The sequence below is a fragment of the Roseovarius sp. MBR-6 genome (assembly GCF_040547525.1).
GTDB lineage: Bacteria > Pseudomonadota > Alphaproteobacteria > Rhodobacterales > Rhodobacteraceae > Roseovarius.
Window position 1 is genome coordinate 90398 of sequence record NZ_JBEPPW010000008.1, and the last position, 16001, is coordinate 106398.

The 16001-nt window shown below is 64.3% G+C and carries 10 protein-coding genes; 3 read left to right on the forward strand and 7 right to left on the reverse strand.

Annotated features, from left to right (window positions below):
* Positions 1–123: 123 nt before the first annotated feature.
* The 3 genes from ABIE57_RS11880 to ABIE57_RS11890 are packed head-to-tail and all read left to right on the forward strand — an operon-like array spanning position 124 to position 3969.
* Positions 124–1080 (forward strand): ABC transporter permease, encoded by a 957-nt coding sequence (locus tag ABIE57_RS11880; protein ID WP_354539239.1) that lies wholly within the window; start codon positions 124–126, stop codon positions 1078–1080.
* Complete coding sequence (locus ABIE57_RS11885; protein ID WP_354539240.1) at positions 1077–1952, forward strand: ABC transporter permease; 876 nt, start codon at positions 1077–1079, stop codon at positions 1950–1952. Before ABIE57_RS11880 ends, ABIE57_RS11885 begins: the two co-directional genes overlap by 4 nt.
* A 1-nt stretch (position 1953) precedes the next feature.
* Entirely contained in the window at positions 1954–3969 is a 2016-nt protein-coding gene (locus tag ABIE57_RS11890; RefSeq protein ID WP_354539241.1) for a dipeptide ABC transporter ATP-binding protein, read from the forward strand.
* A 110-nt stretch (positions 3970–4079) separates the two neighbouring features.
* On the opposite strand, the gene rpoC is transcribed toward ABIE57_RS11890, so the two are convergent.
* From rpoC to nusG, 7 genes are all read right to left on the reverse strand, one after another.
* Positions 4080–8327, reverse strand: a complete 4248-nt coding sequence (rpoC, locus tag ABIE57_RS11895; protein WP_354539242.1) for a DNA-directed RNA polymerase subunit beta' — start codon at positions 8325–8327, stop codon at positions 4080–4082.
* Between the two features lie 98 nt (positions 8328–8425).
* Positions 8426–12562 (reverse strand): DNA-directed RNA polymerase subunit beta, encoded by a 4137-nt coding sequence (rpoB, locus tag ABIE57_RS11900; protein ID WP_354539243.1) that lies wholly within the window; start codon positions 12560–12562, stop codon positions 8426–8428.
* Between the two features lie 309 nt (positions 12563–12871).
* The gene (gene rplL / locus ABIE57_RS11905; RefSeq protein ID WP_354539244.1) at positions 12872–13252 is read right to left on the reverse strand and encodes a 50S ribosomal protein L7/L12; all 381 of its coding nucleotides are present in this window, start codon (positions 13250–13252) and stop codon (positions 12872–12874) included.
* A gap of 73 nt (positions 13253–13325) precedes the next feature.
* Positions 13326–13844 carry a 50S ribosomal protein L10 gene (rplJ, locus tag ABIE57_RS11910; RefSeq protein ID WP_354539245.1) on the reverse strand — a complete coding sequence of 173 codons (519 nt, stop codon included), beginning with the start codon at positions 13842–13844 and terminating at the stop codon, positions 13326–13328.
* Positions 13845–14098: 254 nt separating this feature from the next.
* The gene (gene rplA, locus ABIE57_RS11915; protein ID WP_354539246.1) at positions 14099–14797 is read right to left on the reverse strand and encodes a 50S ribosomal protein L1; all 699 of its coding nucleotides are present in this window, start codon (positions 14795–14797) and stop codon (positions 14099–14101) included.
* A gap of 1 nt (position 14798) precedes the next feature.
* Positions 14799–15224, reverse strand: coding sequence for a 50S ribosomal protein L11 (rplK, locus tag ABIE57_RS11920; RefSeq protein WP_354539247.1), 426 nt, complete (start codon positions 15222–15224; stop codon positions 14799–14801).
* A gap of 109 nt (positions 15225–15333) precedes the next feature.
* On the reverse strand, positions 15334–15867 hold the full coding sequence (gene nusG / locus ABIE57_RS11925; protein WP_354539248.1) for a transcription termination/antitermination protein NusG: 534 nt from the start codon (positions 15865–15867) through the stop codon (positions 15334–15336).
* Between the last annotated feature and the right edge of the window lie 134 nt (positions 15868–16001).

The following is a 16001-nucleotide window of genomic DNA, read 5'->3' on the forward strand; positions in this document are numbered from 1 at the left end:
CCCTGCGGCGGAATGTGATGCATTTCCCGGCACCGACATGAAACCTTGTCTCGACGGCGACGCCACGGCTGGTCTAGGCTCATCACAAAACGAGCCTCCGGGGGCCATAGCGGGGAGACGACGATGTTGGGGGTGATCGCACGGCGGCTGGCGCTTGGTCTCGTGACCGTGTGGCTTGTCTCGGTGATCATCTTTCTGGGGGTCGAGGCCCTGCCCGGCGATGCCTGCACCGCCATTCTCGAACGCGACGCGCATGGCGAGGCGCTTGACGCCTGCCGCAAGGCGCTTGGCCTTGAGGTGCCCGCACTCGAGCGTTACCTGAGTTGGGCGGCGGGCGTGGTTCAGGGCGATTTCGGCATGTCAGCGAACGGGCAGGAAAGCATCGCGCAGATGGTGGGCTACCGGGTGCGCAACTCGCTTCTGCTGGCGGCGGGGGCGCTGGCCGTTGGCATCCCGCTGGCGATTTCGCTGGGTGTCATCGCGGGGCTGACGCGCGACCGCTGGCCGGACCTTCTGTTCTCGACCGGCGCGATTTTGGCCATGACGATCCCGGAATTCGTCGCCGCGACGATCCTGATCCTCATTTTCGCGATCTGGCTGGGCTGGGTGCCCGCTATCGTGCTGACCCCCGCCGATGCGCCGCCGCTGGAGTTCTTTCCCGAATTCATCCTCGCCTCGACCGTGCTGACGATGCTGATGATCGCCCATGTGATGCGGATGATCCGCGCCTCGGTGATCGAGGCGATGGCGAGCGATTATGTGCAGATGGCCACGCTCAAGGGCGTGCCCTACTGGCGGGTGGTGTTCCGGCACGCCCTGCCCAATGCGCTTTTGCCCGCGATCAATGTCATCGCGCTGACCGTGGCGTGGCTCTTGGGCGGCGTGGTGGTGGTGGAAGTGGTGTTCAACTATCCCGGTCTCGGGCGGCTTCTGATCGACGCGATCTCGAGCCGCGACCTGCCGGTGGTGCAGGCGATCACGATGATCGTGGCGGCGACCTATGTGGCCGTGAACCTCGTGGCGGACTTGTTGAGCCTGATGCTCAACCCGCGTCTGCGCAGCCATCAGGCGCGGCGATGAGCGCGCTGGCCGCCACGCGGGGCAGGCGCGCGGGCACGCTCCTGCGCGAGGTCGTGGCGCGGCCCTCGGGTGCAATCGGCGTCACGCTGGTGGTGATTCATGCGCTTATGGCGATCTTCAGCCCGTGGATCGTTCCCTATGACTACAAGGCGATGGAGGCCACGCTCACGCTGGCCGAGCCCTCGGCGGCGCATTGGCTGGGCACCGATCATCTGGGGCGCGACGTGCTGTCACGCGTGATGCTGGGCGGGCGCGAGGCGCTGGTGATCACCGGCATCGCCACGCCGGTGGCGATGCTCTGGGGCGGGCTTGCGGGCGTCTGGCTGGGTCTGCGCGGCGGCTGGGTCGATGAGGTGGCGATGCGGCTGGTGGATGCGTTCCTCGCGCTGCCGGGTATCCTGCCGCTTCTGGTGCTGATCACGGTCTTTGGCACCGGCGGCGAGGTGCTCTTGCCGACGCTGGCGTTTTTCTTCGGCATCCCGGTGATCCGCGTGGCGCGCGCGGCGGCGCATGAGGTGGTGGCGCGCGATTTCGTCTCGGCGGCGCGGGCGCGCGGGCACCGGCCCTTTGACATCGTGCGGCGCGAAATCCTGCCCAATGTCACCGACACGCTGCTGGTCGAGGGCGCGATGCGCTGGTCCTGGATGCTGCTCGGGTTTTCCGCGCTGTCGTTTCTGGGCTTCGGCGTGGCCCCGCCGCGCCCGGACTGGGGGCTGATGATTTCCGATGCGCGGGTCTACATGTCGCTTGCGCCCGTGGGCGTGATCGCACCGGTGCTGGCGCTGTCCTCGCTGATCATCGGCATCAACCTCACTGCCGATGCGCTGGCCAAGACGCTTGGCCTTGACCGCAGCCGCAAGGCGGTGATCTGAGATGGCCGCGCGCCCGCTTCTTGATATCCGCAAGCTTTGCGTCGGGTTCCGCAGCCGCGCGGGCACGGTCCTGCCGGTTCTGCACGAGGTGGACCTGAGCGTGTGCCGGGGCGAGAGCCTTGGCATCGTCGGCGAGAGCGGGTCGGGCAAGAGCACGCTGGCGCTCGCGGCCATGGGCTATCTGCGGCACGGCCTGCAACGGCTCAGGGGCGAGGTGATCTATGACGGGCGCGACATGTTCGGCCTGCCGCCTGCGGAGCTTGCGCGCATCCGGGGGGGCAAGCTGGGCCTCATTCCGCAGAATTCCGGGCAGGCGCTGACGCCCACGCAGCGCATCGGCGCGCAGATCGGGGAGGCGTTGCGCCTGCATTGCGACCACGACCCCGCGACCCATCACACGCGCGCCTGCGCGCTTCTGGAACAGGTCCGCCTGCCAGAGCCGGAAACGACCCTGCGGCGCTATCCGCATGAACTGTCGGGCGGGCAGCAGCAGCGGGTGGCGATTGCCATGGCGCTGGCGGGAGAGCCGGATGCGCTTTTGCTCGATGAGCCGACCACCGGGCTCGATGTGACGACACAGGCGCATATTCTGGACCTCTTGCGCGATCTGGCGCGCGAGCGGGACATGGCCATGGTCTATGTCAGCCACGATCTGGGGGTGATCGCGCGGGTCTGCGACCGGGTGCAGGTGCTTTATGCCGGCGAGACGGTGCTGACGGGGCCTGCCCGCGCGGTGCTGCGCGCGCCCGCCCATCCCTATGCGGCTGCACTGCTGGCGGCGATTCCCCGGCTTGGCGCGCAAGGTCTGCCAAGCGCATTGGACGGGCGGCCGCCCGGCCCTGATGTGGCGCGCAATGGCTGCGCCTTTGCGCCGCGCTGCACGCTGGCGACAGAGGCGTGCCGCGCCGAGCGGCCCAACATGGCCACCACCGAGGACGGGCAGGCCGCGCGCTGTCTCTTTCCCGGCGAGGCGGTCGCGCGCGGTGCGGGGCGCGACGCCCCGGCCTGCGCGGCGGACAGCCCCTGCGCGCTTTCGCTCGACGGGGTTTCGGTGCGGTATGACCGGCCCGGTTGGCTGGCGCGGCTGCGCGGGGCTGCGCCGCCGCCCGCCACCGTCGAGGGGATCACACTTGACTTGCGGCGGGGCGAGACGCTTGGCCTTGTCGGTGAATCGGGCAGCGGCAAGTCCACGATCCTGCGCGCCATCGCCGGGCTGTTGGCACCCGCCTCCGGAGGGATCGCGCTTGGCGACGGCACGCCGCTGGCGGGCACCCTCGAGCGCCGAAGCCCGACGGACCTGCGCCGCATCCAGATGATTTTCCAGAACCCCGACGAGAGCCTCAACCCGCGTCAATCGGTGGGCGAAATCCTTGCGCAACCGCTGCGGCTCTATTTCGGGCTTCAGGGCCGCGCGCTGGCCGACCGGGCCGCCGAATTGCTCGAAACCGTCCGGCTTGGCGCACATTACCTGGACCGGCGGCCCGGTCAGCTCTCGGGGGGCGAGAAACAGCGCGTGGCGGTGGCGCGCGCCTTTGCGGCGGGCCCGGAGGTTGTGCTTTGCGACGAGATCACCTCGGCGCTCGATGTCTCGGTGCAGGCCGCCGTGCTCGATCTGCTCAACGATCTCAAGGCGCGCCACGGCACGGCGTTCATCTTCGTGAGCCATGATCTCACGGTGGTGCGCGCGCTGTCGGACCGGGTGGCGGTGCTCTATCAGGGGCGCATCTGCGAGACGGGGCCGGCAGCGGCGGTTTATGGCGCGCCCAACCACCCCTATACCGAGGTGCTTCTGGGGGCGGTGCTGGCCCCCGACCCCGACCACGCGCCGCGCCTGCTGGCCGAGGATGCCACCGAACTCGCCCCGCCCGCGCGGGGCTGTCCGTTCCAGCGGCGATGCCCGGTCAAGCTCGGGGCGATCTGCGAGACCGACACGCCCCCCGCCCGCGGGGCAGGTGCAGGGCATGTGATCCGCTGTCATATTCCGCTGGAGACGCTGAACAAGACGGCAATGGGTTAACTGCCTCGGGTCAAGGCCAGGCCACCAGCCCCCCGGTCCGTCTGCCGACCCTTCCAACGAAAAAGCCCGGCCAGATGGCCGGGCTTTTCCGAATTGGCGATAGGTGGCGATCAGTCGTCGCGGCTCTCGGGGGTTTCGACGAAGTTGTCGAAAACGTCGTCGGCGCTCATGTCCCGCTCGATGATCGGGGCGGCGAGGGCTGCGGCCGCTTCGGCCTCTTCGCGGCGCGCCTCGATCACGATGCTGTCGCGCGCCGTTGCGATGCGGCGCATTTCCTGCGTCGCGCGCCCCGTGCCCGCCGGGATGAGACGCCCGACGATCACGTTTTCCTTGAGGCCCACAAGCTTGTCGCGCTTGCCCTGGACCGACGCCTCGGTCAGCACGCGGGTCGTTTCCTGGAACGAGGCTGCCGAGATGAACGACCGGGTTTGCAGCGAGGCCTTGGTGATCCCCAGAAGGATCGGCCCACCCGTTGCCGGACGCCCGCCCTTGGCCTCTGCCTTGGCATTGGCCTCGTCGAACTCCACCTTGTCGACATGCTCGCCCTTGAGCAGGGTGGTGTCTCCCGATTCGTCGATTTCCCATTTCTGGAGCATCTGGCGAACGATCACCTCGATATGCTTGTCGTTGATCTTCACGCCTTGCAGGCGGTACACCTCCTGCACCTCGTCGATCATGTAATTGGCCAGCGCCTCGACCCCCATGATGGCGAGGATGTCATGCGGCGCGGGGTTGCCGTCCATGATGTAATCGCCCTTCTGGACATAATCACCCTCCTGAACCGGAATGTGCTTGCCCTTGGGGACCATGTATTCGGCAGGTGCGCGGCTGTCGTCCACCGGCTCGATGGTGATGCGGCGCTTGTTCTTGTAGTCCTTGCCAAAGCGCACATAGCCATCGACCTCGGCGATGATCGCGTGATCCTTGGGGCGGCGCGCCTCGAACAACTCGGCCACCCGCGGCAGACCGCCGGTGATGTCCTTGGTCTTGCCGCCCTCGCGCGGGATGCGCGCGACCACGTCGCCGGCCTCGACCTCCTGGCCGTCCTCGATCGACAGGATCGCGTCCACCGACATCGGATAGGTCACCGGGTTGCCCGCGTCGTTGCGCATCGGCTCTCCATCCGCGCCGATGACAAAGATCTCGGGCTTGAGTTCGTTGCCGCGCGGTGCGGCGCGCCAGTCGGTCACGATCTTCTGGGTCATGCCGGTGGCGTCATCGGTCACGTCACGCACCGACAGGCCCGTGATCAGATCGACGAATTTCGCCGTGCCGGATTTCTCGGCGAGGATCGGCAGCGTGTAGGGGTCCCACTCGAAGAGCTTTTGCCCGCGCACCACCTTGTCGCCCTCGGCGACGAAGATCCGCGTGCCGTAGCCGACCTTGTGGCTGGCAAGCTCGACCCCGGCATCGGAGCGGATCAACACCTTCATGTTGCGGCCCATGACCAGCGTCTCGCCGCGCGAGTTCACCAGAACCTGCGGGTTCTCGTAGCTGATCGTGCCCTCCTGGCTTGCTTCGAGGAAGGACTGTTGCCCACCCTGCGCCACGCCGCCGATGTGGAAGGTCCGCATGGTGAGCTGCGTGCCCGGTTCGCCGATCGACTGGGCGGCGATGATCCCCACCGCCTCTCCGATATTCACAAGCGTGCCGCGGGCCAGATCGCGCCCGTAGCAGGTGGCACAGACACCGTCCTCGGCTTCGCAGGTCAGTGGCGAGCGCAGGCGCACGGTCTGCACAGCCGAAACCTCGATCATGTCGGCGGTGCGCTCGTCGATGAGTTGACCCCTGGACACAAGCACGACGCCGCTGTCGGGATCGACGATATCATCGGCCGCAACCCGGCCAAGGCTGCGCTCGGCGAGCGAGGCCACGATCTCGCCGTCGTTCACGGCCGCCTCGACGGTCACGGCGCGTTCTGTCCCGCAATCATGCTCGCGCACGATGCAATCCTGCGCCACGTCCACCAGACGCCGGGTCAGATAGCCGGAGTTCGCGGTCTTGAGCGCGGTGTCCGAAAGGCCCTTGCGCGCGCCGTGGGTCGAGTTGAAATATTCAAGAACGGTCAGACCTTCCTTGAAGTTCGAGATGATCGGCGTCTCGATGATGTCGCCATTGGGCTTGGCCATCAGGCCGCGCATCCCGCCAAGCTGCTTCATCTGCGTGACCGAGCCACGGGCACCGGAGTGCGCCATCATGTAGACGCTGTTGGGCTCCTTCACGCCGCCATTCTCATCGCGGTGCTCGGCCGAGATGGTGGCCATCATCGCCTCGGTGACCTTGTCGTTACACTTCGACCAGGCATCGACGACCTTGTTGTATTTCTCGCCCTGGGTGATGAGGCCGTCCATGTATTGCTGCTCGAACCCTTTGACGAGGGCGCGGGTCTCCTCGACGAGGGGCCACTTGGACTCGGGGATCACCATGTCGTCCTTGCCGAAGGAAATGCCCGCACGAAACGCCTCGCGGAAGCCCATGGTCATGATCTGGTCGCAGAAGATGACCGATTCCTTCTGGCCGCAATAGCGGTAGACCGTGTCGATGACCTGCTGCACCTCCTTCTTGCGCAGAAGGCGGTTCACAAGGCTGAACGGGGCCTTGGCATTGGGCGGCAAAAGCGCGCCAAGCTTGGCGCGGCCCGGCGTCGTCTCGACGCGGGAAAAGACCTCGTTGCCCTCCTCGTCGATATGCGCCACGCGCACGGTCACGCGCGCATGAAGATGCACCTCGCCCGCATCAAGCGCGTGCTGCACCTCGTCGAGCGACGAGAACACCATGCCCTCGCCCTTCATGCCCTCGCGTTCCAGCGTGACGTAGTAGAGGCCAAGCACCATGTCCTGCGACGGCACGATGATCGGCGCGCCGTTGGCGGGGCTGAGCACGTTGTTGGTGGACATCATCAGCACCCGCGCCTCAAGCTGCGCCTCGAGGCTGAGCGGCACGTGAACGGCCATCTGGTCACCGTCGAAATCGGCGTTGAAGGCGGCACAGACCAGCGGGTGAAGCTGGATCGCCTTGCCCTCGATCAGGATCGGCTCGAACGCCTGAATGCCCAGACGGTGCAGCGTCGGCGCGCGGTTGAGCATGACGGGATGCTCGCGGATCACCTCGTCGAGGATGTCCCAGACCTCGGGGCGCTCTTTTTCAACGAGCTTCTTGGCCTGTTTCACCGTGCTGGAAAGGCCCTTGGCCTCGAGCCGCGAATAGATGAACGGCTTGAACAGTTCGAGTGCCATCTTTTTCGGCAACCCGCACTGATGCAGTTTCAACTCGGGGCCGGTCACGATGACCGAACGGCCCGAGAAATCCACCCGCTTGCCCAGAAGGTTCTGACGGAAACGGCCCTGCTTGCCCTTGAGCATGTCGGAAAGCGATTTCAGCGGGCGCTTGTTGGCGCCGGTGATCACGCGGCCACGGCGGCCGTTGTCAAAGAGCGCGTCGACCGCCTCTTGCAGCATCCGCTTTTCGTTGCGCACGATGATGTCGGGCGCGCGCAGCTCGATCAGGCGCTTGAGGCGGTTGTTGCGGTTGATCACGCGGCGGTAAAGGTCGTTGAGATCCGAGGTGGCGAAGCGGCCACCGTCGAGCGGCACCAGCGGGCGCAGTTCCGGCGGAATGACCGGCAGCACGGTGAGCACCATCCATTCCGGGCGGTTGCCGGACTCGAGGAAGCTCTCGACCACCTTGAGGCGCTTGATGATCTTCTTGGGCTTCAGCTCGCCCGTGGCCTCTTTCAACTCTTCGCGCAGGCGGTCGGCCTCGGCTTCGAGGTCGATATTGGCCAGCATCTCGCGGATCGCCTCGGCACCGATATTGGCGGTAAAGGCGTCCATGCCGTAAGCGTCCTGGGCATCCATGAACTCTTCTTCGGTCAGCATCTGACCGTAGGTGAGATCGGTGAGACCCGGCTCGATCACCACGTAATTCTCGAAGTAGAGCACCCGCTCCAGATCGCGCAGCGTCATGTCAAGCATGAGACCGATGCGCGAGGGCAGCGATTTCAGGAACCAGATATGGGCGCAGGGTGCGGCCAGTTCGATATGGCCCATACGCTCGCGCCGGACCTTTTGCAGCGTCACCTCGACGCCGCATTTCTCGCAGACGACGCCGCGATATTTCATGCGCTTGTATTTGCCGCAGAGGCATTCGTAATCCTTGATCGGACCAAAGATACGCGCGCAGAAGAGACCGTCACGTTCAGGCTTGAACGTGCGGTAGTTGATCGTCTCGGGCTTCTTGATCTCGCCGTAAGACCACGAGAGGATGCGCTCGGGGGAGGCGAGCGAGACCTTGATTTCGTCGAACGCCTTGGCAGGGGCCACCGGGTTGAACGGGTTGTTGGTAAGTTCCTGGTTCATTGTCTGATCCTTGAAGGCTGGCGGTGAAGAGAGGCAGAGCGCCGTTTTCTTGAAAAGAAAACGGACCGGACCCTTTGAAAGGGTCCGGAGCGTGGCGCTTACTCATCCTCCTCCGCATCCAGGAGTTCCATGTTGAGGCCGAGGCCGCGCACTTCCTTGACGAGCACGTTGAACGATTCCGGGATACCGGCCTCGAAATTGTCCTCGCCCTTGACGATGCTCTCATAGACCTTGGTGCGGCCCGCCACGTCATCCGACTTGACGGTGAGCATTTCCTGCAAAGTATAGGCGGCACCGTAAGCCTCGAGCGCCCAGACCTCCATCTCGCCGAAGCGCTGGCCGCCGAACTGCGCCTTGCCGCCCAGAGGCTGCTGCGTGACGAGGCTGTAAGGCCCGGTCGAACGCGCGTGGATCTTGTCATCGACAAGGTGATGCAGCTTCAGGAGATACTTGATGCCCACGGTCACGGGACGCGCGAACTGCTCGCCCGAACGCCCGTCAAAGAGCACCGATTGGCCGCTCGTGTCAAAACCCGCGCGACGCAGCGCATCGTTGACGTCGCCCTCTTTCGCGCCGTCGAAGACCGGCGTGGCAATGGGAACGCCGTTCGTCACGGTGCCGGCGGCAGCAACGAGCGTGGCGTCATCCATGCCCTTGATGCCCTCTTCATAGACATCCTCGCCGTAAGCGTGGCGCATCGCCTCGCGCACGGGGGTCAGATCACCGGTGCGGCGATAATCGCTGAGCGCATCGTCGATCTTGATCCCGAGGCTGCGCGCGGCCCATCCCATATGGGTCTCGAGGATCTGACCCACGTTCATCCGGCTCGGCACACCGAGCGGGTTGAGGCAGATATCGACCGGGGTGCCATCGGCAAGGAACGGCATGTCCTCGATCGGGATGACCTTTGATACGACGCCCTTGTTGCCATGCCGCCCGGCCATCTTGTCGCCCGGTTGCAGCTTGCGCTTGATGGCGATGAAGACCTTGACCATCTTCATCACGCCCGGCGGCAGGTCGTCGCCCCGGCGCACCTTCTCGACCTTGTCCTCGAAACGGGCATCGAGCGTTCGCTTCTGCGCCTCATACTGGTCGTGCAGCGCCTCGACGATCTTGGCGTCGGCCTCGTCCTTGAGGGCAAGCTGCCACCATTGACCCTTGGTCAGCGTCCCGAGCAATTCCTCGGTGATTTCGGAATTGGCCTTGACGCCCTTGGGCCCCTTGACCGCCACCTTGCCGAGAATGAGCGTTTTCAGACGCGCATAGATGTTGCGGTCGAGGATCGCCAATTCGTCGTCACGGTCGCGCGCAAGACGCTCGACCTCCTCGCGCTCGATCTGGAGCGCGCGCTCGTCCTTCTCCACGCCGTGACGGTTGAAGACACGCACCTCGACCACCGTGCCGAAATCGCCCGGCTTCACGCGCAAGCTTGTGTCGCGCACGTCGCTGGCCTTTTCGCCGAAGATCGCGCGGAGGAGTTTTTCCTCCGGCGTCATCGGGCTCTCGCCCTTGGGGGTGATCTTGCCCACGAGGATATCGCCCGGCTGCACATCTGCACCGATATAGACGATGCCCGCCTCGTCTAGATTGCGCAGCGCCTCCTCGCCCACGTTGGGAATGTCGCGGGTAATCTCTTCCGGCCCGAGCTTGGTATCGCGGGCGGCCACCTCGAATTCCTCGATATGGACGCTTGTGAACACGTCATCGCGCACGATGCGTTCCGAGATCAGGATCGAGTCTTCGTAGTTGTAGCCGTTCCAGGGCATGAAGGCGACGATCACGTTCTTGCCGAGCGCCAGCTCGCCCATGTCGGTGCAGGGGCCATCGGCGATGACCTCGCCCTTCTCGACCGTGTCGCCGACATTCACCAGCGGCTGCTGGTTGATGCAGCTGTTCTGGTTCGAACGCTGGAACTTGCGCAGGCGGTAGATATCCACGCCGGGATCACCGATTTCGAGATCCTCGGTCGCGCGCACGACGATGCGCTGTGCATCGACCTGGTCGATCACACCGGCGCGGCGGGCCATGATCGCGGCCCCGCTGTCGACGGCCACCTTGCCCTCGATGCCGGTGCCGACAAGCGGTGCCTCCGAACGCAGCGTCGGCACGGCCTGCCGTTGCATGTTCGAGCCCATCAGCGCGCGGTTGGCGTCGTCATTCTCGAGGAAGGGAATGAGCGAGGCCGCGATCGAGACGAGCTGTTTCGGGCTCACGTCGATCAGGTCCACATTCTCGTTGGGGGCGAGCATGTATTCGCCCGATTGCCGGGTGTTGACCATCTCGTTGACGAAGTGCCCGCTCTCGTCGAGCGCGGCGTTGGCCTGAGCGACGGTGTGGCGCATCTCCTCCGTGGCGGACATGTAGACCACCTCGTCGGTCACCTGACCGCCCTTCACGCGGCGATAGGGGGTCTCGATGAAGCCATACTTGTTCACCCGCGCGAAGGTGGCGAGGCTGTTGATCAGGCCGATATTCGGCCCTTCCGGTGTCTCGATGGGGCACATCCGGCCGTAATGGGTAGGATGCACGTCGCGCACCTCGAAGCCCGCGCGTTCGCGCGTGAGGCCGCCCGGCCCGAGCGCCGAGAGGCGGCGCTTGTGCGTCACTTCCGAGAGCGGGTTGGTCTGGTCCATGAACTGCGACAGCTGCGAGGAGCCGAAGAACTCGCGCACCGCCGCCGCTGCCGGTTTGGCGTTGATCAGATCCTGCGGCATGACCGTGTCGATCTCGACGGAGGACATGCGTTCCTTGATCGCGCGCTCCATCCGCAGAAGGCCGACGCGATACTGGTTCTCCATCAACTCGCCTACCGAGCGCACGCGGCGATTGCCGAGATGGTCGATATCGTCGATATCGCCCTTGCCGTCGCGCAGCTCCACCAGCGCCTTGATGCAGGCCACGATATCCTCGCGGTCGAGCGTGCGCTGCGTATCGGGCTTGTCGAGCGCAAGGCGCATGTTCATCTTGACCCGGCCGACGGCCGAGAGGTCATAGCGCTCCGAGTCGAAGAACAGCGTCTGGAAAAGCGCCGCAGAGGCCTCTTCGGTGGGCGGCTCGCCGGGGCGCATGACGCGGTAGATATCCATGAGCGCGGTCTCACGCCCCATGTTCTTGTCGGCGGCCATGGTGTTGCGGATGTAGGGACCGACCGCCACGCCGTCGATATCGAGCACCGGGATCTCGGTGATCCCGGCATCGAGCAGGTCCTGAAGCGTGCCGCCGGTGATCGTGCCGTCCTTGTCGTGCTCAAGCGTCAACTCATCGCCAGCCTCGACATAGATCGCGCCCGTTTCCTCGTCGATGATGTCGCGCGCCACATATTTCCCGACGATGTGGTCGAACGGCACCAGAAGATCGGTCACCTTGCCTTCGTCGATCAACTGCTTGACCGCGCGCGGCGTGACCTTCTTGCCTGCCTCGAACAGCACTTCGCCGCTCTTGGCGTCGATGATGTCATAGGTCGGGCGGGTGCCGCGGATGCGGTCGGGGAAGAACTTGGTGACCCAGCCCTGTTTTTTCTTCAGCTTGTAGCTGACGGTGTCGTAATAGGCATTCATGATGCCTTCCTGATCGAGACCCATCGCATAGAGCAGCGTCGTCACCGGCAGCTTGCGGCGACGGTCGATGCGGGCAAACACGAGATCCTTGGCGTCGAACTCGAAATCGAGCCAGGAGCCGCGATAGGGAATGATCCGGCAGGTGAACAGAAGCTTGCCCGAGGAATGTGTCTTGCCCTTGTCGTGATCGAAAAACACGCCGGGAGAGCGGTGCATCTGGCTCACGACCACGCGTTCGGTGCCGTTGACGATGAAGGTGCCGTTATGGGTCATGAGCGGCATGTCGCCCATGAACACGTCCTGCTCCTTGATGTCCTTCACGGATTTCGCGCCGGTATCCTCGTCCACATCGAACACGATCAGGCGCAGCTTGACCTTGAGCGGAGCGGCATAGGTCATGTCGCGCTGCATGCATTCCTCGACGTCATACTTGGGCTTTTCAAGCTCGTAGCTGACGAATTCCAGCACGCTGGTCTCGTTGAAATCCTTGATCGGAAAGACCGACTGGAACACGCCCTTGATCCCCTCGCCGTCAAGCGGCTGGGGCTGATCGCCGGAGTTCAGGAACAGGTCATAGGACGATTTCTGAACCTCGATGAGGTTCGGCATTTCCAGCACTTCGCGGATCTTGCCGTAATACCTGCGCAAACGCTTCTGGCCAAGGTAGCTCTTTGCCATGTCGATCTCACCTTTCGTTTCTCACCGGCCGCGGTCGCTGTCGGGCACCAGCGCCGAGGGCCTCAGAGAGGGCGGGGCGATCCATTCGCGGCCATCGTCCCAATGACGGCCTCCCGATCGCAAGAACCTCGCCTGAAAGAACCCCCGGCACGGGCGGGGCCTCTCTGAGACAGGTTCGGCTGGACCCGGATATGCCCGGATCCAGCCTTTTGGTTCTGTAATCCTGAAACGCACCGGACAGGCCCCGGGGCGCTGCCGTGCGGCAGGAGATCCCGGGTCAGGCCCGGGATGATCCCGCCACAGGCGGGATCACTTGAGTTCGACCTCGGCGCCGGCTGCTTCCAGCTTGGCCTTGACTTCTTCGGCTTCGGCCTTGGAGACCTGTTCCTTGACGGCCTTGCCACCGGCCTCGACGAGGTCCTTGGCTTCCTTGAGGCCAAGACCCGTGATCGCGCGGACCTCTTTGATGACGTTGATCTTCGACGCACCGGCCGATTTCAGGATCACGTCGAATTCGGTCTGCTCTTCGGCGGCTTCGCCGCCGGCATCGCCGGCAGGGCCCGCCATCATCACAGCGCCGCCAGCGGCGGGCTCGATGCCATACTCGTCCTTGAGGATGGTTTTCAGTTCCTGTGCTTCGAGAAGCGTCAGATTGACAATCTCTTCCGCGAGTTTTTTCAGATCAGCCATTTTTCAGCTCTTTCCGTTTTCTAGATGTGTTCCAACGTCGGGCACGACCCTACGCGAATGTGACAGTCTTGCCTTATGCAGCCTCGGCCTTTTCCTCGATCGTCGAGAGGATACTCGCGATATTCGAGGCAGGTGCGCCAATGGCCCCGGCGATGTTCGAAGCAGGCGCGCCGATGCAGCCGACGATGGAGGCAATAAGCTCCTCGCGCGACGGCATTTTCGACACGGCCTCGACACCGGCCCGGTCCAGAGCCGTCTCACCCATTGCCCCGCCAAGGATTTCGAACTTCTTGTTCGCCTTGGCAAAGTCCTCGGCCACCTTGGCTGCTGCCACGGGGTCTTCGGAGAAGGTGAGCACGGTCATGCCCGAGAGGTAGTCAGCGATGCTTGCGCAGGGCTTGCCCTCAAGGGCGATCTTGGCGAGCCTGTTCTTGGCAACGCGGACCGATGCCTCTGCCGCACGGGCGCGGGCACGAAGATCCTGCATTTCGACAACTGTCAGACCCGTGTAGTGGGCAACCACCACGACGCCAGAGCTTTCGAAGATCTGGCCGAGTTCCTCGACCACTTTCTCTTTCTGGGCTCTATCCACAGTTTCACTCCAACTTTGGGGGTTTCCCCCCGGCTCAGGTTTGCCACCCCCGAGGGGACGGCGTTCGGGTCCAAAACAAGGGGTCCCGAGGCCAAGATCACCCGAGAGCCAAAGCGCCCGGCTGGAATCTCATCTCGTTCCCCATCTCAGGAAGGATTTATTCGCCGCGGTTGCGACGAACCCTCCGTCTCGGACAGGACAGGGCCGCATGGCCCCGCCATCCGCCCCGGCCCTTGACGGACCGGGGCGAGATCTCATTCGGTGACGGCGCTGTTGACGTCGACCGACACGCCCGCGCCCATGGTGGACGAAAGCGAGATTTTCTTGACATAGGTGCCCTTGGCACCTGCGGGCCGTGCCTTTTGCACGGCAGAGACGAAGGCACGCAGGTTCTCGGCCAGTTTCTCGGCGTCGAACGAGGCCTTGCCGATCCCGGCATGGATGACCCCGGCCTTTTCGACCTTGAACTGGACCTGCCCGCCCTTGGCGTCCTTGACCGCCTGCGCCACATCCATGGTCACGGTGCCGACCTTGGGGTTGGGCATGAGGTTGCGCGGGCCAAGCACCTTGCCGAGACGGCCCACCACGGGCATCATGTCGGGCGTGGCGATGCAGCGATCGAACTCGATCTTGCCGCCCTGCACGATCTCCATCAGATCCTCGGCGCCGACGATGTCGGCACCTGCGGCCTGCGCTTCATCGGCCTTGGCGCCACGGGCGAAGACGGCAACACGCACGGTCTTGCCGGTGCCGTTGGGAAGGCCCACGACGCCGCGCACCATCTGGTCCGCATGGCGCGGATCGACGCCGAGATTCATGGCGACTTCAACGGTTTCGTCGAATTTCGCGCTGGCATTTCCCTTGATCAGGGCAATCGCCTCTTCGACCGTCACATTGTCCTTGCCGGCAAAAGCTTCACGCAGGGCACGGGTCCGTTTTCCAAGTTTTGCCATCTTACTTCACCTCGATGCCCATGGAGCGCGCGGAGCCGAGAATGATCTGCATCGCCGCCTCGACGGAATTGGCGTTGAGATCCTGCATCTTGGCTTCGGCAATCTCGCGCACCTGCGCGATGGTGACGGTGCCCGCCGTGGTGCGGCCCGGCGTCTTGGAGCCGCCCTTCAACTTGGCGGCCTTCTTCAGGTAATGCGACGCGGGCGGCGTCTTGATGTCCATGACAAAGGACTTGTCCTGATAGTAGGAAATCACGGTCGGGCACGGCGCACCGGGCTCCATGTCTGCGGTCTTGGCATTGAACTGCTTGCAGAATTCCATGATGTTGATGCCGCGCTGGCCCAGGGCCGGGCCGACGGGCGGGCTGGGATTGGCTTGCCCGGCTTTCACCTGAAGCTTGAGCGTCCCGATCAGTTTCTTGGCCATCCGGCCTCTCCTTCGCTTCCAACGCCGTCAGGGCGCGCCCCTCCGGCTCTCTTGTTGTGTGGTGCGGTCCGGCGGCCGCGGCCGCCTCGCCTCCCACGGCTCACGGGGATCAGGTCTGTTTCGTGACCTGCGTGAATTCCAGTTCGACCGGGGTTTCCCGGCCAAAGATCGACACCGACACCTTCAGGCGCTGATGATCCTCGTCGACATATTCTACCATGCCGTCGAAATCCTCGAACGGGCCGTCATTGACCTTGACCCGCTCGCCCACCTCGAAGTGGATGAGGGTGCGCGGGCTTTCCTCGCCCTCCTGCACACGGCCAAGGATCGCCTGAACCTCGCTGTCGCGCATCGGCATCGGGCGGCCCTGCGGGCCAAGGAACCCGGTCACCCGGTTGATCGAGTTGATCAGGTGATAGCCCTTGTCCGACATCTCCATGTGCACGAGCACATAGCCCGGCATGAAGCGTCGCTCGGCGGTGACCTTCTTGCCACGACGGATCTCGATCACCTCTTCGGTGGGCACGAGAACCTCGTCGATCTCGTCCTCAAGGCCATTGTCGATCACCGACTGCCTGATCTGCTCGGCGATCTTCTTCTCGAAATTCGAGAGAACGCTGACCGAGTACCACCGCTTTGCCATTGCCGACCTTGCCCTTGCTTCCCGGCACGAGGCCGGTTTTTTGTATTCTTTCAAGCGGTTGTGACCGCATCGCCGAAAATTAAAAGTGGCGCGCAACACGAATCGCCGCGCGCCTTTCATCCGGACTGTGGGGC

What these genes read in the sequence shown, in the direction of transcription:
- ABIE57_RS11880 (WP_354539239.1), top strand. Translation starts at nt 124, where the DNA reads ATGTTGGGGGTGATCGCACGGCGGCTGGCGCTTGGTCTCGTGACCGTG.
- rplA (WP_354539246.1), bottom strand. Translation starts at nt 14,797, where the DNA reads ATGGCAAAACTTGGAAAACGGACCCGTGCCCTGCGTGAAGCTTTTGCC.
- rpoB (WP_354539243.1), bottom strand. Translation starts at nt 12,562, where the DNA reads ATGGCAAAGAGCTACCTTGGCCAGAAGCGTTTGCGCAGGTATTACGGC.
- rplL (WP_354539244.1), bottom strand. Translation starts at nt 13,252, where the DNA reads ATGGCTGATCTGAAAAAACTCGCGGAAGAGATTGTCAATCTGACGCTT.
- rplK (WP_354539247.1), bottom strand. Translation starts at nt 15,224, where the DNA reads ATGGCCAAGAAACTGATCGGGACGCTCAAGCTTCAGGTGAAAGCCGGG.
- rpoC (WP_354539242.1), bottom strand. Translation starts at nt 8,327, where the DNA reads ATGAACCAGGAACTTACCAACAACCCGTTCAACCCGGTGGCCCCTGCC.
- nusG (WP_354539248.1), bottom strand. Translation starts at nt 15,867, where the DNA reads ATGGCAAAGCGGTGGTACTCGGTCAGCGTTCTCTCGAATTTCGAGAAG.
- ABIE57_RS11890 (WP_354539241.1), top strand. Translation starts at nt 1,954, where the DNA reads ATGGCCGCGCGCCCGCTTCTTGATATCCGCAAGCTTTGCGTCGGGTTC.
- ABIE57_RS11885 (WP_354539240.1), top strand. Translation starts at nt 1,077, where the DNA reads ATGAGCGCGCTGGCCGCCACGCGGGGCAGGCGCGCGGGCACGCTCCTG.